At 65.6% G+C, this 17991-nt stretch carries 14 protein-coding genes and 1 pseudogene; 2 read left to right on the top strand and 13 right to left on the bottom strand.

Annotation, left to right across the window (positions count from 1 at the left end):
• Window positions 1-16 precede the first annotated feature (16 nt).
• Entirely contained in the window at window positions 17-1012 is a 996-nt protein-coding gene (locus KY500_RS18440; RefSeq protein WP_219901744.1) for an ABC transporter substrate-binding protein, read from the bottom strand.
• A 391-nt stretch (window positions 1013-1403) separates the two neighbouring features.
• Between KY500_RS18440 and KY500_RS18435 the strand changes: the two genes are divergently transcribed.
• Window positions 1404-2960, top strand: coding sequence for a sugar ABC transporter ATP-binding protein (locus tag KY500_RS18435; RefSeq protein ID WP_219903532.1), 1557 nt, complete (start codon window positions 1404-1406; stop codon window positions 2958-2960).
• Between the two features lie 145 nt (window positions 2961-3105).
• Window positions 3106-4167 (top strand): LacI family DNA-binding transcriptional regulator, encoded by a 1062-nt coding sequence (locus KY500_RS18430; protein ID WP_219901743.1) that lies wholly within the window; start codon window positions 3106-3108, stop codon window positions 4165-4167.
• 150 nt (window positions 4168-4317) lie between these two features.
• Here the strand turns inward: KY500_RS18430 and KY500_RS18425 are convergent, their stop codons facing one another.
• The 12 genes and pseudogenes from KY500_RS18425 to KY500_RS18375 form a co-directional block, all read right to left on the bottom strand.
• On the bottom strand, window positions 4318-5358 hold the full coding sequence (locus tag KY500_RS18425; protein ID WP_219901742.1) for a hypothetical protein: 1041 nt from the start codon (window positions 5356-5358) through the stop codon (window positions 4318-4320).
• Between the two features lie 329 nt (window positions 5359-5687).
• On the bottom strand, window positions 5688-6929 hold the full coding sequence (mmsB, locus tag KY500_RS18420) for a multiple monosaccharide ABC transporter permease (protein WP_066592399.1): 1242 nt from the start codon (window positions 6927-6929) through the stop codon (window positions 5688-5690).
• A 33-nt stretch (window positions 6930-6962) separates the two neighbouring features.
• Window positions 6963-8492, bottom strand: a complete 1530-nt coding sequence (mmsA, locus tag KY500_RS18415; protein ID WP_120338298.1) for a multiple monosaccharide ABC transporter ATP-binding protein — start codon at window positions 8490-8492, stop codon at window positions 6963-6965.
• A gap of 84 nt (window positions 8493-8576) precedes the next feature.
• Window positions 8577-9656 carry a multiple monosaccharide ABC transporter substrate-binding protein gene (gene chvE / locus KY500_RS18410; RefSeq protein WP_219903531.1) on the bottom strand — a complete coding sequence of 360 codons (1080 nt, stop codon included), beginning with the start codon at window positions 9654-9656 and terminating at the stop codon, window positions 8577-8579.
• Between the two features lie 127 nt (window positions 9657-9783).
• Window positions 9784-11314, bottom strand: a pseudogene (gene araA, locus KY500_RS18405) (L-arabinose isomerase).
• Window positions 11314-12024: an L-ribulose-5-phosphate 4-epimerase gene (locus KY500_RS18400; protein WP_219901741.1), complete on the bottom strand. Its 711-nt coding sequence runs from the start codon at window positions 12022-12024 to the stop codon at window positions 11314-11316. Before KY500_RS18400 ends, araA begins: the two are co-directional and overlap by 1 nt.
• Entirely contained in the window at window positions 12021-12149 is a 129-nt protein-coding gene (locus tag KY500_RS19590) for a hypothetical protein (protein ID WP_255579567.1), read from the bottom strand. The genes KY500_RS18400 and KY500_RS19590 overlap by 4 nt, the downstream gene beginning before the upstream one ends.
• A gap of 186 nt (window positions 12150-12335) precedes the next feature.
• Window positions 12336-13355: a LacI family DNA-binding transcriptional regulator gene (locus KY500_RS18395; protein ID WP_219901740.1), complete on the bottom strand. Its 1020-nt coding sequence runs from the start codon at window positions 13353-13355 to the stop codon at window positions 12336-12338.
• A gap of 157 nt (window positions 13356-13512) precedes the next feature.
• On the bottom strand, window positions 13513-14529 hold the full coding sequence (locus KY500_RS18390) for a LacI family DNA-binding transcriptional regulator (RefSeq protein ID WP_219901739.1): 1017 nt from the start codon (window positions 14527-14529) through the stop codon (window positions 13513-13515).
• 19 nt (window positions 14530-14548) lie between these two features.
• Complete coding sequence (locus KY500_RS18385; RefSeq protein ID WP_219901738.1) at window positions 14549-15454, bottom strand: carbohydrate ABC transporter permease; 906 nt, start codon at window positions 15452-15454, stop codon at window positions 14549-14551.
• Window positions 15455-15456: 2 nt separating this feature from the next.
• Window positions 15457-16419, bottom strand: a complete 963-nt coding sequence (locus KY500_RS18380; RefSeq protein WP_370626946.1) for a carbohydrate ABC transporter permease — start codon at window positions 16417-16419, stop codon at window positions 15457-15459.
• Window positions 16420-16517: 98 nt separating this feature from the next.
• Entirely contained in the window at window positions 16518-17819 is a 1302-nt protein-coding gene (locus KY500_RS18375; RefSeq protein WP_219901737.1) for an ABC transporter substrate-binding protein, read from the bottom strand.
• Window positions 17820-17991: the final 172 nt, after the last annotated feature.

Below are 17991 nucleotides of genomic sequence, written 5' to 3'. Positions count from 1 at the left end.
ACGGGCACTGTCGGAGCTAGTACTGGCGGTCGGGCAGCGCCGTGGTGGCCGCTTCAGGGGAGTCGAACGTCGTGCTCGGCACGACGATGCTGGACTCGACGGAGTCGCCGGCCAGTGCGGCCTTCACCACGGAGATGGCGTCATCACCGAACAGCGGGTTGTACTCGGCGACGAAGCTGAGCCGTCCGGCAGCGAGTGCCTCGAGCGCGGCCTTGGTGCCGTCGATGGTGATGATCTTCACATCGGTGCCGGGCTTGAGGCCGGCTTCCTCAACGGCCAGGGCGGCGCCAAGGCCCATCTCGTCGTTCTGGGCGAAGACGAGCTGGATGTTGTTGTTGTTGGCCTTGAGCATCGTCTCGAAGACGCTCTTGGCTTCTTCGGTGGACCAGTTGGCGGACTGGCTCTCGAGCTTGACCAGGTTGTCGGCCACGTTCGCGTCCCAACCCTTATTGCGGTCGTTCACAACCGACAGGCCGGGCGGGCCTTCGAGGACCACGTAGTTGGCGCCATCCGGGAACTGCGAGTTGGCCCATTCGGCGGCCGACGCGCTGATGCCCACGTTGTCCGGTGCGATGCGGCTCGTGTACAGGCTCTCGTCGTTCGGCTCGATGCCGCGGTCGAGGAGCACCACGGGGATCTCGGCTTCCTGAGCCCGCTTGAGCACGTCCTCCCAGCCGGTGGCCTCTGTGGCGGAGAGCAGGATCACGTCGACGCCCTCGTCGATGAACGACGTGAACGCGGTGATCTGCGAGTTCTGGTCTCCATTGGTGGCCGGTGCGTACTTGAGGTCGAAGCCGTTCTCCGTGGAGAACGAGTCCTGGATGTTCTTCTCGTTCGCGGTGCGCCAGCCGCCCTCGGGGCCGACGGCGACGAAACCGACGGTGACGATGTCATCGCCAGCCGGGGCGGACCCCTCGTCGCTTGAGCCTGCAGAACAGGCCGTGATGCTCAATGCCATCGCTCCGGCGAGGGCCAAACCCGCGAATGCCCGGAATCGTGCTGTGTGTGCCATGGATCTCCTCCTTGAGATCTGCCGACACGGTCTACGTGTCAACAGTGTGAATGCGTCCAACTGGACTTGGCTTCGGTGCAAAGCGTCCTGTGATCGCTAACAATTGGGCGACGTGTGCAGGTCGGTCATCGCTGACCTCGTCGTCATTTTCGAATTGTTAGCCTTCACAATTGCGTCACACGGAGGCTACAACTGGGCCCTTCAGATTGTCAAGGCCCTTTCTCCAGCGGCCGAGCGCGGGGCCGCGCAGTTGCGGCATCCGGTTGTGAACCCTAACATTCAGGTGGACGAGGAGGTTCGCGAGAGTGCACACGTGCAGTGACGCTGCTGCCTGCCGGCGCACGAATGCGGCCGGGCGGGCGCCGTGAGCGCGCCTGAACCGCTGGTGCGGATGACCGGCATCACGGTGGAGTTCCCCGGGGCACGGGCTCTCGACGACGTGGATTTCCGGATGTTCCCCGGCGAGGTGCACTCGCTCATGGGCGAGAACGGCGCGGGCAAGAGCACCCTGATCAAGGCCCTGACGGGCGTTCAGTCGATCGACCACGGCTCCATCGAGATCGATGGTGCTCCGGTGCATTTCACCGGGCCTGCCGACGCCCAGCGCGCAGGGGTCAGCACCGTCTATCAGGAGGTCAACCTCCTGCCGAATCTGAGCGTGACCGAGAACGTCATGCTCGGCCGGGAACCCCGACGCCGGTGGGGCACCATCGACTGGCCTGCCGCCCGGCGGCGCACCGCCGAGTTGTTGCAGACCATGAACCTCGACATCGACCCGTCGTCGCGGTTGTCCGACCACTCCCCGGCCGTGCAGCAGCTCGTCGCCATCGCACGGGCCATCGTGGTGCGACCCAAGGTGCTGATCCTCGACGAACCGACCTCGAGCCTGGACAACGACGAGGTCACCGAGCTGTTCCGGGTGATCGCCGGCTTCAAGGAGTCCGGCGTCGCCATCCTCTTCATCTCCCACTTCCTGGAGCAGGTCTACGAAATCTCCGACCGGCTCACCGTGCTGCGGGACGGCCGGCTCGTGGGCGAGTACCTCACGGATGAACTCCTCCGCATCGACCTTGTGCACAAGATGATCGGCAAGGACCTCTCGGTGCTCGTCGACATCCAGGCCCGCACCAGCGAGAGCGACCTCGAAGACAATCTGCTCGTCGATCCGCCACTGCTCACCGCAATCGGGTTGGGCCGCGACGGCGGCATCACCCCACTGGACCTGTCGGTACACGAGGGCGAGATCGTCGGCGTGGCCGGCCTGCTCGGTTCGGGTCGCACCGAGCTTGCGCGGCTGCTCGCGGGCATCGACCGGCCCGACACCGGCGAGATCCGCGTCGACGGGCGGGTCCGGCGGTTCCGCAGCCCGCGAAACGCCCTGCGGCAGCGCATCGCCTACGCGTCGGAGGACCGCCGCACCGAGGGCATCATCGGCGATCTCACCATCCGCGACAACATCGCACTGGCCCTCCAGGCCGACCTGGGTTGGGCGCGGCGGATACCCCGCAAGCGGCAGAACGAACTCGCGGCCAGTTACATCCAGGCGCTCAACATCCGCCCGAACGACCCGAACGCCCTGGTACGCAACCTGTCCGGCGGCAACCAGCAGAAGGTCCTCCTGGCCCGCTGGCTGGCCATCGCGCCGCGCCTGCTCATCCTCGACGAACCCACCCGCGGCATCGATGTGGGCGCCAAGGCCGAGATCCAGAAGCTCGTCTCCGACCTGGCCGAGAACGGCCTGGCCGTGGTGTTCATCTCGGCCGAGCTCGAGGAGGTCCTGCGGATCAGCCACCGAGTCGCGGTGCTCCGGGACCGCCGGAAGGTCGGCGATCTCACCAATAACGACCTCACCGTCGGCCGGCTGCTCGCCGCCATCGCGGACGGTGGCGAGGATGGCGCCGAGGGGGCCGGCATCGCCGAGCCGAGAGATCGGAGGGCGGGACGCTGACCGGTCGGCGCGGGACACTTGACCGCGCGGGCACTCGACTACAGTTCGTTTTAGGACACTATCCGGCGGGGGCTGTCGACCTCCGGCGTGAGTCGTCCGGCCCCGCTGTCGCGGGGCGATACAGGCCGCCGGAAGAGGGAACCCAGTGAGAGAGGACACACCTCGTCAGGCGACGATCTTCGACGTCGCCCGTCTCGCCGGGGTGTCCCACCAGACGGTCTCCCGGGTGCTCAACGACCTGCCCAATGTGCGGGCCTCCACGCGGGTGCGCGTCGAAGAGGCGATCAAGAAACTGCGGTACGTGCCCTCCCCGGCCGCGCGCGCACTCGTCACCCGGCGCTCGCGCACGATCGGGCTGATGGCCACGGGCGTGCCGGAGTTCGGCCCCTCATCCACCCAGCTCTACTTCAACGCCGCGGCCCGGGATGCGTCCTGGTCGGTGTTCACCGCCAGCATGATCGACAGCGAGCCGGCGTCCATCCGGGCTGTGGTCGAAGCTTTTCTGCGCCAGAACGTGGAGGGGATCGCCGTGATCACCAGCCACCAGGGCATCGTCGACGTCGTCGCGGGCATGGAACTGGCCATCCCGGTTGTCGCGCTGGAGGCCACGCCGCGCACCGGCATCACCACAGTGGGTGCCGATCAGTACACCGGCGCCCGCAGCGCCGTCGCCCACCTGGCCGAACTGGGTCACCGGCATATCTCGCACCTGGCCGGGCCCCGGGACTCCGTCGATGCGCGAGAACGCGAGCGGGGCTGGCGCGACGAGCTGGCCTCCCGAGGCCTCGAGACCCGAGTGATCGGAACGGGCGACTGGTCGCCGTCGGCCGGGTACCGGTTCGGCATGGAATGCGACCTCGACACCCTCAGCGCGGTCTTCGTGGCGAACGACCAGATGGCGATAGGACTCATGCACGCGTTGACCGTGCGGGGGCGATCGGTTCCCGGCGACATCAGCGTGATCGGTTTCGACGACGTCCCAGAGGCCGAATACCTGGCTCCCCCGCTCACCACCGTGAGGCAGGACTTCGAGCGCATCGGCCGGGACCTGCTCAGCGCCCTCCTCGACCGGATCAACGGCGCCGACTCGATCATTCGCCAGTCGGTCCCCGAACTGATCGAGCGCGCATCTACCCAGAGTTACCCGCCCGACCCCCACGACGACCTCCGGCCTACGGCCAGTGCACGCCGGTCAGCCACCGCGTGACCGCCCGCGCTGACGGATCGCGCTGACGGATCGCGCCGGCAGATCGCCCGTGGATCGGACGATTCGGAGGCCGGCGTCTGGCAGCCCCGCGGCCGCCTGCCACCTGCTCACCTGCCACCTGCCACCTGCCACCTGCCACCTGCCACCTGCTCACGCCCGGGGCACACCCCGCTCCGTCAGGAACGCGAAGAACCGAGCCGACGAGAAAGCCACCTCCCAACCCCACCGGTCGAAACTGTCCACGCGGGCCCGCAGGGCATCCTCGCGTTGCTTCTCCGCCCACACCACCGAGCTCGGGTCGCGGTCGCCGAGCACCGGTCCCGATCCGTACTTGAGGAACCCGTCGAACTCGCCGATCTTGCGCACCCGGCGCCAGAAGAAGTCCACCCAGGCGTCACCGCCCAGGATGTCGGGGAACCGCACCTGCAGTTCCGGCACCTCGAAGCCCAGCTCGAAGATCCGCACCCGGCTGAGCGTCTCCCCCGGGTTCGCCGCAAGCGGGCTCGCAAACGCAATCGCCTGCTCCGCCCGACGCCGCCCCGTCCGAGGATTCACGGCGTCCAGCTCGCGGTACAGTTCCTCCTTGGTCACCCCCGGCAGGGTCGACTCCGCGAGGCCGCCGTCACGTGGGCCCCGTGCCCGCGCGGCTCGTTCCTGCCCCACTCGCAGCGCATGGTCCAGCATTGTCACCCCGACCAGCAGCGAGGATGACGCCGCCACGTCGACGAGCGTGCGCGCTAGCGATGTGAGCTGGCAGCCTGATGTGGTCTCCACGACCTCCGGAGAAGGCCCCTGATGTCCGGTGGTGAATCGGTTTCTACTGCCTCCGCTGGCACCGGAGGTGATGGTGTGCACCGTGTCGGGCCATCCGCCGATGATCGGGAGGCCGTGCAGCACCGCCGCGGACTGGTGCGAGAAAACGGGCTGGCTGTGTGCCGCCAGGGCGGTCGCCCGAACCAGAAGCCGGTACCGCTCGCCGGCATCCGCTCGTCGCCAACGCTCCTCCGTCACATAGACGCCGCGGCGGATGCAGTGCAGCACGCCCTCGACGCAGAGGCGTTGGAAACTGTGCGGCGGAACCCCGGCTTCCCGCAGGGCCGCGGACGGAAGCAATCCGTCAAAACGCAGTGCCACGACTTCGGTGAGACGGAGAACCGGGTGAGATGGGGTGGGACGCTGGGAAGTGACCATGCTGCCAGCGTCACTCCCCCGCCGCCGCGGCGCGGGCCCCACCCACGCTCGGTGCACAACCCGTGCACATCCGCCCCTGTGGAGGTCTACCCGGCACGCGGTCCCTCCTCCCGGCGTGTGGAAGTGCTCGCAGCGTGCAAAAGTGCTCGCAGCGTGCGAAAAGTGGCGCATTAACACGTGCTGCGAGCATTAACACCTGCCGCGAGCACTTTCATCTGCTGCGAGCGAGCGTACGCACAGGCGGGGCGGGGCGGGACGGGCGCAGAGAAACCGCTGGCCCCGCGTCCGTAGAGAGGATGCGGGGCCAGCGGCCGGATGGGGCGGGGCAGTTAGCGGCCGCCGGCGCGACGCTTGTTGTAGACGTCGAAGGCCACGGCGAGGAGCAGCACGAGGCCCTTGACGGCCTGCTGCCACTCGATGCCGATGCCCATGATCGACATGCCGTTGTTCAGCACACCAATGATCAGACCACCGATGATGGCGCCACCGATGGTGCCGACACCACCCTGAACAGCCGCGCCACCGATGAAGGCGGCGGAGATGGCCTCGAGCTCGAAGCCGTCACCGGCCTTCGGGCCGGCCAGGTTGAGCCGGGCGGTGAAGATCAGGCCTGCGAGGGCAGCGAGCACGCCCATGTTCACGAACAGCCAGAACGTCACGTTGCGGGTCTTCACACCGGAAAGCTCAGCGGCGTGCAGGTTGCCACCGATGGCGTAGATATGACGGCCGAAGACGCTGCGGTTCATGATGATGCCGTAGACCAGCACCAGCACGGCCAGCACGATCAGGGTGACCGGGATGCCCTTGTAGGAGGCGAGGGCGTAGGCGAACAGACCGATACCGGCGGTGATCAGAACGAGCTTGGCGATGAACCAGGCGAGCGGCTCGACCTCCTGGCCGTACGAGGCACGGCCGCGACGGGTGCGCACCTGCTGCACGATCAGGGCGATGACCGCCAGTGCTGCCACACCCAAGGTCAGCGGGTCCAGCTCGAACTCGCCGAAGATGTCCGTGAGGAAGCCGTTACCCAGCGCGCGGTACTCGGCCGGGAAGGAACCGATGTTGGCGTTGCCGAGCACCACGAGCGCGAGCCCGCGGAAGATCAACATGCCGGCCAAGGTCACGATGAAGGCGGGGATGCCCACGAACGCGATCCAGAAGCCCTGCCAGACACCCACGAGGGCGCCGACCAAAAGCGACAGGATGACGGACAGCCACCAGGGCAGACCCCAGTTCACCGCGAACACACCGGACACGGCACCGACGAAGGCGGCGACCGATCCGACCGACAGGTCGATGTGGCCGGCGATGATGACCATCACCATACCCACCGCGAGAACGAGGATGTAACCGTTCTGCACGATCAGGTTCGAGATGTTCTGCGGCCGCAGCAGGATGCCGTCGGTCAGGAAGCTGAACAGCACGACCACCACGATCAGCGCGATGAAGATACCGTTCTTACCGAGGTCGGTGACGACGTGGCTGAGCCAGGCCCCCACCTTGGAGTTGCTGGGATTGACTTGTGCGCCTGCGGCCGTGTTGCTCGCCGGCTTGGTGTCGAGATCACTCATTTTGACGTTTCTCCTATTCCGATAGCGCCGACGCTAACGGGCCTTTTCCATGGTCATGTGCTTGATGAGGGTTTCCGGGGTGGCATCGTCGATGGGGAATTCTCCCGTGATGCGTCCTTCGGAAAGGGTGTAGATGCGGTCGCAGATGCCGATCAGTTCCGGCAACTCGGACGAGATCACGATGACGCCCTTGCCCTGGGCAGCGAGGGCGTTGATGATCGCGTAGATCTCGTACTTGGCACCGACGTCGATACCGCGGGTGGGCTCATCCAGGATCAGCACATCGGGGTTCGAGTAGATCCACTTCGACAGCACGACCTTCTGCTGGTTGCCACCGGAGAGCTTCCCGGTCTTGGCCAGCACGGTCGGTGCCTTGATGTTCATGCTCGTGCGGTACTCGTTGGCGATCTTGAATTCTTCGTTGTCGTCGACGAGCCCACCCTTGACGAGCTTGCCGAGGGATGCCATCGAGATGTTGCGCTTGATGTCCTCGATGAGGTTGAGGCCGTAGGTCTTGCGGTCCTCGGTGGCGTAGGCGATACCGTTGTCGATCGCCTCGGTCACCGTGCGGGTCTTGATCTCCTTGCCCGCCTTGAAGACCTTGCCGCTGATGCGGCTGCCATACGTACGACCGAACAGGCTCATCGCGAACTCGGTGCGTCCGGCGCCCATGAGGCCGGCAATGCCGACGATCTCGCCGCGGCGCACGTTCAAGTTCACGTTGTCGACCATGACCCGGTTGGGGTCCTGGGGATGGTGGGCGGTCCAATCCTCGACCCGCAGGATCTCCTCGCCGATGTTGGGCGTGTGGTCCGGGTAGCGGTGTTCGAGGTCGCGGCCGACCATGTCCTTGATGATGCGGTCTTCGGTGACCTCCTGCTTTGCGATCGTCTCGATGGCCTTGCCATCGCGGATGACCGTGACGGCGTCGGAGACCTTCTTGATCTCGTTCAGCTTGTGGCTGATGATGATCGAGGTGATCCCCTGGCCCTTGAGGTGCAGCATCAGGTTGAGCAGGTGGTCGGAGTCCTCGTCATTGAGGGCGGCCGTCGGCTCGTCCAGGATGAGAAGCTTCACGCGCTTGGAGAGGGCCTTGGCGATCTCCACGAGCTGCTGCTTGCCAACACCGATGTCCATGATCTTGGTGGTCGGGTTCTCGCGCAGGCCCACGCGGGCGAGCAACTTGACGGCCTCGCTGTTGGTCTTGTTCCAGTCGATCAGGCCGAGAGCGCCGCGCTGTTCGTTGTTGAGGAAGATGTTCTCCGCGATGGAGAGGTAGGGACTCAGGGCGAGTTCCTGGTGGATGATGACGATGCCCTTGGCTTCGCTGTCCCGAATGTCTTTGAATTCCACGACTTCGTCTTCGAAGACGATGTCGCCGGTGTAGGTGCCGTGCGGGTAGACGCCGCTGAGCACCTTCATAAGCGTGGACTTGCCCGCGCCGTTCTCACCACAGATGGCGTGAACTTCGCCGCGAGCGACATTGAGCGTCACGTCCTGTAGCGCCTTGACGCCGGGGAAGGTCTTGGTAATACCGCGCATCTCGAGGATGTTGGTGGTCACGTGCGTTCCTTTCTGAGGTCTAATGCTTTGTGGTGACCGGCCGGCGGGGCGTGAGCCCCGCCGGCCGGTCAGAACACGTGACTCTTAGCCGTCGATCTCGGCCTGGGTCCAGTAGCCGCTGTCAACCAGCTGCTCCGTGATGTTGTCCTTGACCACGATTGCGGAGTCGAGGAGGTAGGAGTCCACAACCTTCACGCCGTTGTCGTAGTCGGTGGTGTTGTTGATCTCCGGGGTGTCACCGTTCAGCAGGGCGAGGGTCATCGAGACGGCGACCTCGGCCAGCTTGCGGGTGTCCTTGAAGATGGTGGCGTACTGCTCACCGGAGACGATGGCCTTGACCGAGTCGAGCTCGGCGTCCTGGCCGGAGATGACGGGCCATTCGGCACCCGTCGAGTAGCCGGCACCCTCGAGAGCAGAGATGATGCCTCGCGAGATGCCGTCGTACGGGGAGAGGATGCCGTTGACCTTGCTGCCGTCGGAGTACGTCGACGTCAGGATGTTCTCCATGCGGCTCTGTGCCTCTTCGCCGTCCCAACGCAGCGTCGCCGCCGTGTTGAAGTCGGTCTGGCCGCTCTTGACGATGATGGTCTTGTCATCGATGAGCGGCTGGAGGACGTCCATCGCACCGTTGTAGAAGAACGTGGCGTTGTTGTCATCCGGGCTACCGGCGAAGAGCTCAACGTTGAACGGTCCGGCGGGGGCACCGTCGGTGGGCGTTCCATCGAGCCCAACGAGGCCGAGGCCGTTGAGCATGGACCACGCCTGCTGCTGACCGACCTTGAAGTTGTCGAAGGAGGCGTAGTAGCTGACGTTGTCGGTGTCGCGGATCAGTCGGTCGTAGGCGATGACGGGGATGTCGGCGTCTGCGGCGTCCTGGAGCACGCTGGTGAGCGTGGTGCCGTCGATGGAGGCCACGATCAGGGCCTTTGCACCCTTGGTGATCATGTTCTCGATCTGGGAGACCTGGGTGGGGATGTCGTCTTCTGCGTACTGCAGGTCGACCTTGAAGCCCTTGGCTTCGAGCTGTTCCTTGACGGCGTTGCCGTCGTTGATCCAGCGCTCAGAGGACTTCGTGGGCATCGCGACGCCCACGAGACCGCCGTCGCCGGCGCCCGCGTCAGAGCCGGAGCCTCCGCCTGAACAGGCTGCGAGGGATACGACCATGGCTCCAGTCGCCAGGACGCCGAGGAGTGATTTGAACTTCACTGGGTGTTTCCTTTCGTGTTGTCAATCGACATTGATGTCAATACGTAAAAAGCTGATGGTGCTGTGTGTTGGTGATGCAGTGGTGTTACAGGCCTTGCGCGAGGCGGTAGTAGGCCTGGTTCCAGCGCACCTCGCGGGTGAAGTCCCGCAGGGTGGTGGTTTTATCGATCACGAGGAGCTCGGTGCGGGCTATCTCGGAGAAATCGTGGAACACCTCGATGCCGACGGCTGTCGACATGACGGTGTGGTGGGCGGCGCCGGCGGTGAGCCAGGCTGCGGCGGAGGTCGCGAAGTCGGGTTCGGCGACCAGACGGCGCGGCCCACGGGGAGCTTGGGTAGGGCTTCGGTGGGTTCGACGACCTCGACGACGTTGGCGACGAGGCGGAACCTGTCGCGCATGTCGCTCATCGCGACGACCACGGCGGGGCCGGGGTCGGCGTTGAAGACCAGGCGCACCGGGTCTTCGCGGCCACCGATGCCCAACGGGTGGATCTCCAGGGTCGGCTTGGTGGTGGACAGGGCGGGGTTGACCTCGAGCATGTGGGCGCCGAGGATGAGCTCGGCTCCCGGGGTGAGGTCGTAGGTGTAGTCCTCCATCAGGCTCGCCCCGCCGGGCAGGCCCGCGCCCATGACGCTGGCCACGCGCACGAGGATCGCGGTCTTCCAGTCGCCCTCGGCGCCGAAGCCGTAGCCCTGCTCCATGAGGCGCTGCACGGCCAGGCCGGGCAGCTGCTTGAGCGCACCCAGGTCTTCAAAGCTCGTGGTGAAGGCGCTGAACCCGCCCGCTTCCAGGAACGACTTCAAGCCCAGTTCGATCGCGGCGCCGTAACGCAGCGACTCGTGCCGGTCCCCGCCCTTCCGAAGCTCCGGGACCACGTCGTAGAGGGTCTCGTACTCGGCCACGAGAGCGTCGATGTCGGCATCCGAGGCGGCGTGCACGGCGTCGGCGAGTTCGTTGACCGACCAGGTGTTCACCTGCACGCCGAACCGCAGTTCGGCTTCGGTCTTGTCGCCCTCGGTGACGGCGACGTAACGCATGTTGTCGCCGAACCGGGCCAGCTTCATGCTCCGTGATGCCGCCCACCCGGCCGCAGCGCGGGTCCAGGTGCCGATCGACGCGGTCACGGCCGGGTTCGACACGTGGCCCACGACGGTCTTCCGCGACACACCGAGACGGGTTTGGATGTAGCCGAATTCCCGGTCGCCGTGCGCGGCTTGGTTCAGGTTCATGAAGTCGAAGTCGATCTCGCTCCAGGGCAGTTCCACGTTGGCCTGCGTGTGCAGGTGCAGCAGGGGCTTGCGGAGCGCGTCGAGACCACCGATCCACATCTTCGCCGGCGAGAACGTGTGCATCCACGCGATCAACCCGATCACGTTGTCATCACTGTTGGCGTCCAGAGCGGCCCGGCGAATGGACTCGGCGTCCTTCAGCACCGGCTTCCACACCACCGTGACCGGCACAGCGCTCGACGCGTTCAACGCGTCCGAGATCGCCTTCGACTGCTCGGCGACCTGCCGCAGGGTTTCTTCGCCGTAGAGGTTCTGGCTCCCGTGAGAAACCACACCTCATAGGAATCCAGGGTCGTGGCCAAGGCGGTGGGGGTGGAGAGTGACATTACTTGAGTGCTCCTTGCGGTGCTTGTCCGTAGACGTTCTGATAACGGTTGAAAAGAGAATCGATCGCGGCCTGCGGGATCGGGATGAGGTCCCCGCCCTGACGGGCCAGATGCACCGTACGGGCGACGTCCTCGACCATTACAGCGGCCTTGACCGCATCGCGGGCATCCTTGCCGATCGTGAACGGGCCATGGTTCTGCATCAACACCGCACGCGAGCGGTGCCCGGCGAGGGCCTCGACGATGCCCTGCCCAATGGTGTCGTCACCGATGATCGCGAACCGACCCACCGGAATGGGACCGCCGAACTCATCAGCCATCGCCGTGATCACACACGGGATCTCCTCACCCCGAGCCGCCCACGCCGTCGCATAGGTCGAATGCGTGTGCACCACACCACCGACCTCGGGCATGTTCCGATACACGTACGCGTGCGCGGCCGTGTCACTGGACGGCGACCGGTCCGAACCCGGCGTCTCCGGAACGACAACGCCATCCAGATCACACAGGATCATGTTCTCCGGCGCCAAATCCGCGTAATCCACCCCGCTGGGCTTGATCACGAACAGGTCAGCACCCGGCACCCGACCCGACACATTCCCGCCAGTCCACACGACCAAGCCATTCGCGGTCAGCTCCCCGTGCAACCGAGCGATATCCGCCCGCACCCGGGCAATCGCCACCTCAATCTGCGGTCCAAAAGTGCTCATGCGAACACCGACTCGATGTCGACGGCGATGGACCGGTCCGAAGAAGGTTCGTGGTCGATTCCGGTGACGTAAGACTCGTCTGCAGCGGCTGCCGGTGCGGCGTGCTGAGCGGTGGACGTGCTCACAGAATCGACTCCCTTGTCTGAGGTGGTGCTGGTGATGCGAATGTGACACCAAATGTGAACGGTCACATTGCTGACCTCATGTTAGCCGCATCTGGGAATCATCTGTCAAGTTCGGTTGGTCACTTTTGCGTAACGCCCGGTCCCGGGGTCCCGAATCGGGGTCGCGGCCGCTGAGTCGCCGGCCGGTCAGAAAGCGGGCGGGCCTGTGGACGCGCGCACGATGAGCTCCGGGATGATGGCGCTGCGCTGCTCTGCGGGCCCGTCCGTGATGTCGTCGAGCAGCAGGGCCATACAGCGCCGGCCGAGCTCGGAGAAGTCCTGGCGAACGGTGGTGAGCGGCGGCCAGAAGTGTGCCGCTTCCGGAATATCATCAAAACCGATCACGCTGACGTCGCCCGGGATATCGAGCCCGGCGTCGCGGATGGCGTGCATGAGGCCGAGCGCCATCTGGTCGTTCGAGGAGAAGATGGCCGTGAAATCGCGCACCCGCAGGAGTTCCCGGCCGGCGTAGTAACCGAAGTCTGCCGTCCAGTCGCCCAGGATCGGTGCCGTTGTCGGCACGTCCATTGCTCCCATCTCGTCCAGGAAACCGCGCATGCGCGCCTCCGCCTCGATCCAGTCCTGCGGGCCGGCGAGGTGGTAGATGTTGCGGTGCCCGAGGTCGATGAGGTGCCGGGTGGCCAAGCGGGCACCGTAGATCTGGTCGACGGAGAGTCCGTGGTCGTTCAGCCGCCCGGTGGACTGCAGGGTGACGTAGGGCACCGCGATCGAGAGTTGCTCGAGCACGTCGAAGACCCGCATCTGCGGGGCGATCACGACGATCCCCTCCACGGACTGCAGCATCAGGTGGTCGAGGGCCGCCTCGATCGACTCTGGATCGACCGAGGTGAGGTTGGCCGTGTTCACGTAGTACCCGGCGTCCCTGGCAGCATCCTGGATGGCCGCGATACTGCTGGCCGGTCCGTACTGCGAGCTGGACGCCGACAGAACACCGATCGTTCGCGAGGTGCCACGGGAGAGCGCCCGAGCGGCACGGTTGGGTCGGTATTGCAGATCCTCCATGACCTGCTGCACCCGGGCCTTGGTGGAATCGCGGATGCTCGGATGGTTGTTCAGCACTCGCGAGACCGTTTGGTGCGAGACACCGGCAAGGCGCGCGACATCCCGGATGCTGGGTGCGCGACTCTTGGGCAATTCAGCTGACACGGGACAGGCCTCGTTCGAATGTGCACGGTCACAAATGTGAACGCACCCCAATTATGCACGGGTCGGACCCGCACGGCAGCCACGATGTGACAGTCACATGAGGGGTGGCACGGCAAATGTGACAGTCACAATTGCAAACTGGCCCGTCGGAGGCGGTCTACGCGCTCGCGCGCACCACCAGGTCGGTGGGCAGGACGATGGCCGCCGGTCGCTCTCCGTCGATGACGCGGAGCAGCAGACGCACCATCTCCTCGCTGATCCGTTCGAACGGCTGGTGCATCGTGGTGAGGGCGGGCGTGGTCATGGTGGCGATCGGGGCATCGTCGAACCCGCCGACGGCGACGTCCTCGGGCACTCGCCGGCCCTGGGCGAGAAGCACGTCGATGGCGCCGGCGGCCATCACGTCGTTGGCGGCGAAGACCGCGTCCAGGTCGGGGTTGCGCAGCAAGAGCTCGGTCATGGCCAGCGCCCCGCTGGCCCGACTGTAGTCGCCGCGCGCCACCAGCGAGGCGTCGAAGGCGTCGCCGAGTTCATCGACGTAGGCGTCGTACCGACGTATGCCGCCCGAGGTATCTTCAGGGCCGGCGATCGTGGCGATCCGCGTGCGTCCGAGGCCGGCGAGGTAACGCACCATTTCGCCAGCACCGTCGTAGTCGTCGGCGGCCACGTAACCCATCTTCTTTTCGAAACCCAACGGCACGCCACACGCGATCGCCGGAACACCGGCGGCAATGATCTCGGAGATCAGGCCGCGACGACTGCTGTGCGAAGAGACCAGCAGCACCCCGTCGACATGGCCCGCCGTGATGAACTCGGTGGCGCGGCGCTGTTCGTCTTCGTTGCCCGCCATGATCAGCACCAGCGAAATATCGTGGGCAGACAGGGCCTTGGAGGCGCCCCGCATCAGGACGGCGAAGTTGGGGTCTTCGAACAGGCGCTCGTGGGCTTCGGTGAGGAGGAACGCCACGGAGTTGGCGCGGCTCGTGGCGAGGCTCCGGGCGTGCGGGTTGACCCGGTAGCCGGTCTTCTTGATCGCGGCGTTGACCGAGGCGAGGGAATCCGGGCTCACCCAGTGACCGCCGTTGAGCACCCGGGACACCGTGCCGCGGGACACGCCGGCGGCCGCGGCCACATCGTCGATGGTCGGGCGGCGCTTCGCGGGGGGCGGGGTCACGTGTGAATCCTAGCGATCGTCAGGCCTTGACCGCGCCGGCGGCAAGATCCACCTTCCAGTAGCGCTGCAAGACCAGGAACAGAATGATGAGCGGGATGATGGACAGCAGCGCTCCGGTGATCACCAGGGTGTACATCGACGGCGCAGAGGCGCCCTGGTTGAGCAGGCCACTGAGGCCGACGGTGACCGGGAACAGCTTGTCGTCGCCGAGCATGATGTACGGCAGCATGAAGTTGTTCCACACGGCCACGAACTGGAACAGGAAGATCGTCACCAGACCCGGGCCCATCATCGGCAGGGCGATGCGGTTGAAGATGTACAGCTCACCGGCCCCCTCGGTTCTGGAGGCTTCGATGACCTCGGTCGGCACCGAGGCCGCCGCATAGATCCGGGCCAGGTAGATGCCGTAAGGGCTGATGATCTGGGGCAGCAGCACCGACCACATGGTGTTGGTCAGCCCCACTTCGGCGAGCAGGAAGTACTGCGGGATCGCCAGGATCACACCCGGCACGAGCACACCCATCAGCAGGATCGAGAAGACCACCTTCTTGCCGGGGAACTCGAACTTGGCCAGGACGTAACCGGAGATCGCCGAGATCCAGGTGGACGCCAGTGCGCCGACGCCGGCGTAGATGGCCGTGTTGAGCACCCACCGCCAGAACAAGCCGTTGCGGTACTGGCTGAGCTCCACGATGTTGTCCCACAGGTGGCTGCTGGGCATCAGGGTGAAGGTGGAGAACAGCTCGGAGCTGTCCTTGCTCGATGCCATCAGCACCCAGAAAACCGGGAACAGGCAGTAGATCGCGCCGATGATGAGGATGCCGGTGGAGACCGGGCTGGCCTTCTGCCGGAAGGTGCGCGCCGAGTCACGTTGGGCTTTGCGCTCTGCACGGTCGGGCCGGACGAGGGTGGATGAGGTGGTCATGGTCAGTCCTCCTGGCCGAAGGCACGCTTCTGCACGACGCGCAGGAACAGGAACGAGAAGGCGAAGGTCACCAGGGCGATGACGATCGAGGTGGCGGCGGCGGAGTAGATGTCGTCGCGGGTGAAAGCATCCCGGTAGACCAACATCAGCGGCGACCAACTTGTGGAGAGGGAGTTGGTGAGCGGGCGGAGCGTGGTGGGCTCGGCGAAGACCTGCAGCGTGGCGACCATGGAGAACAGCGCGGTCATCACGATGGCCGGGGCGATGATCGGGATCTTGATGCGCAGCGCGATCTGGATCTCGCTCGCGCCATCCAGCTTGGCCGCCTCGTAGATGTCGGAGGGCACCGACTTGAGCGAGGTGTACATGACGATCATGTTGAAGCCCACACCGCCCCAGAGTGCGATGTTGGCGATAGCGAAGGTCACGCCGCCGGCGGAGAGCAGGGACGGCACGTCCCAGCCCAGCTTGTCGAACACGAAGTAGAACGGGCTCACCGCGGGCAGATAGAGGAAGCCCCAGAGCAGCGAGCTGATCACGGCGGGGACGGCGTAGGGAAGGAAAATGGCGGTGCGGGAGAAGCCGGCCGCGCGGGTGCGGCGCGAGTCCAGCAGCAGTGCGAAGAGCAATGCCAGACCCAGCATCAGCGGGATCAGGATGAAGCCGTAGAGCAGCACCCGGCCGACGCTGGCCCCGAACTCCGTGTTCGTGAGCGTGGTCACATAGTTGTCGATCCCGGCGAAGACCGCGGTGCGCGCACCGGAGCCGAGCCCGAGCCCCGAGACCTTGGTCTTCTGGAAGCTCAGGAACAGGGTGTAGACGATGGGCGCGGCCATGAAGGCCACGAACAGGATGATACCGGGGGCGAGCATCGCGTACGGCACGAGCACTCGGGATCGGAAGGTGCCTCGGCCTCGACGCACCGGGGGCGTGCTGGTCCTGGCGGCCGCGGGGGCCTCTGTCACTGACACGAGTTGTCCTCAATCGTGGGGTCGTGGATGGGGGGGGTCCGGGTCCGCCGACGATCGTCGGCGGACCCGGGGATACGGGGCTATGTGCCCTGCTATTTGACGGTGAAGCCGCTCTTCTTCATGTCGTCGGTCGTGATCTTCTGCATCGCGGCGACGGCATCCAGGAATGCGCTCTGGGTCTTGGCGTCGGCCGCCTTCGCGAACTCGTCGTTGTAGGCGCTGTAGGCCACGTTCACGTTGGGCCCGTAGGTGAACGGGCTCACGGTGGCGGCCACGTCGGCGGCGACGTCGTAGAAGTCAGGCTGGTTGGAGAAGAACTCCGGAGGCGCGGTCAGGGCCGCCTTGGCCTGGGCGGCGTCGGCCGGGTAGATGCCCGAGGTCGTGACGAGTGCCTGAACGGCCTCCGCGTCGGTGTTCAACCAAGTCGCGAACTTCGTGGCCGCCTCCTGGTGCGTGGACTGCGTGGTGACTGCCGTGGACGAGCCACCCCAGTTGCCGGTGGCGGGTGCGTCGGCGTCCCACTGTGGCATGGGGGCCGCCTTCCAGAGCCCGGCCGTGTCGGCCGCGTTGCCGCCGAGCACGCCGGGGGCCCAGACTGCGCTCAGCCAGCCGACCTGGTTGCCGTTGTTGAGCCCGGCGTTCCACTCCGGCGTGTACATCGGCTTGTTGTCGATGGCGCCCTCTTCGACGAGGCCGCCCCAATATCCGGCCACGGTTTCGGTCGGCGTCTTGTCGATGTCGACGCTCCAGGACTCGCCGTCGATACCCCACCAGGAGGCACCCGCCTGCTGGGCCATGCCGGTGAACCAGCCGGCGTCGTTGGACGAGAAGGTTCCGAGGTACGTGGCGGGGTCGGCGGCGTGCACGGCGCGCGCGACCTCGGCGTACTCGTCCCAGGTGGTCGGAACGCTCAGGCCGAGCTGTTCGAAGATGTCGGCGCGGTAGAAGAACATCATGGGGCCGCTGTCCTGCGGGATCGCGTAGATGGCGTCAGAGCCCAGTGTGACGGAGTCCCACACGCCGTCGGCGAAGGAGTCTTCAATGTCGCCGGCGCCGTACTCGCTCAGGTCCGCAAGCGCATCGGAGGACACCAGGGTGGGGATCTTCTGGTATTCCGCCTGGATCAGGTCGGGTGCACCGCTGCCGGCCTTGATGGCCGTGAGCAGTTTGGTGATCGCGGGGTCGCCGCCATCCTGCTTCTGCACGGTCACCTGGATGTCGGGGTTGTCTTCGTTCCAGATGTCCACGACCTGCTCCAGGTTCGGCGCCCACGCCCAGTAGTTGAGTTCAACCGGCCCGTCGTCACCGCCACCCGTGTTCGCCGAACAACCTGACATGAGCAGCGTTGCCGCTGTGGCCATGGCCACGGCCCCGACCCGAATTGACGTGCGCATTCGTCCTCCTTGATGAAAGCTGGTGCTGTGAGTGGCGCCCGGGAATATCGCCGGTGATTTTCGCCAGCGGCTGGGAGCGGTACTAGTAATTCACACAATTCCAGCGTTGTCAACGTGGGAATGTCATCTGGTCTTAGCGCATTTGCTGTGCTAGAACTGGGAGCGCACACAG

It is taken from the genome of Cryobacterium sp. PAMC25264 (assembly GCF_019443325.1).
Classification (GTDB): Bacteria; Actinomycetota; Actinomycetes; order Actinomycetales; family Microbacteriaceae; genus Cryobacterium.
The sequence above is the reverse complement of the archived record's forward strand: the minus strand, read 5'-3'. Positions and strand labels throughout refer to the sequence as shown.

Excerpts from the sequence above, each read along its gene's own strand:
- KY500_RS18440 (WP_219901744.1), bottom strand. The coding sequence starts at position 1,012 with ATGGCACACACAGCACGATTCCGGGCATTCGCGGGTTTGGCCCTCGCC.
- KY500_RS18435 (WP_219903532.1), top strand. The coding sequence starts at position 1,404 with ATGACCGGCATCACGGTGGAGTTCCCCGGGGCACGGGCTCTCGACGAC.
- KY500_RS18425 (WP_219901742.1), bottom strand. The coding sequence starts at position 5,358 with ATGGTCACTTCCCAGCGTCCCACCCCATCTCACCCGGTTCTCCGTCTC.
- mmsB (WP_066592399.1), bottom strand. The coding sequence starts at position 6,929 with ATGAGTGATCTCGACACCAAGCCGGCGAGCAACACGGCCGCAGGCGCA.
- chvE (WP_219903531.1), bottom strand. The coding sequence starts at position 9,656 with ATGGTCGTATCCCTCGCAGCCTGTTCAGGCGGAGGCTCCGGCTCTGAC.
- KY500_RS18400 (WP_219901741.1), bottom strand. The coding sequence starts at position 12,024 with ATGAGCACTTTTGGACCGCAGATTGAGGTGGCGATTGCCCGGGTGCGG.
- KY500_RS18385 (WP_219901738.1), bottom strand. The coding sequence starts at position 15,454 with ATGACCACCTCATCCACCCTCGTCCGGCCCGACCGTGCAGAGCGCAAA.
- KY500_RS18375 (WP_219901737.1), bottom strand. The coding sequence starts at position 17,819 with ATGCGCACGTCAATTCGGGTCGGGGCCGTGGCCATGGCCACAGCGGCA.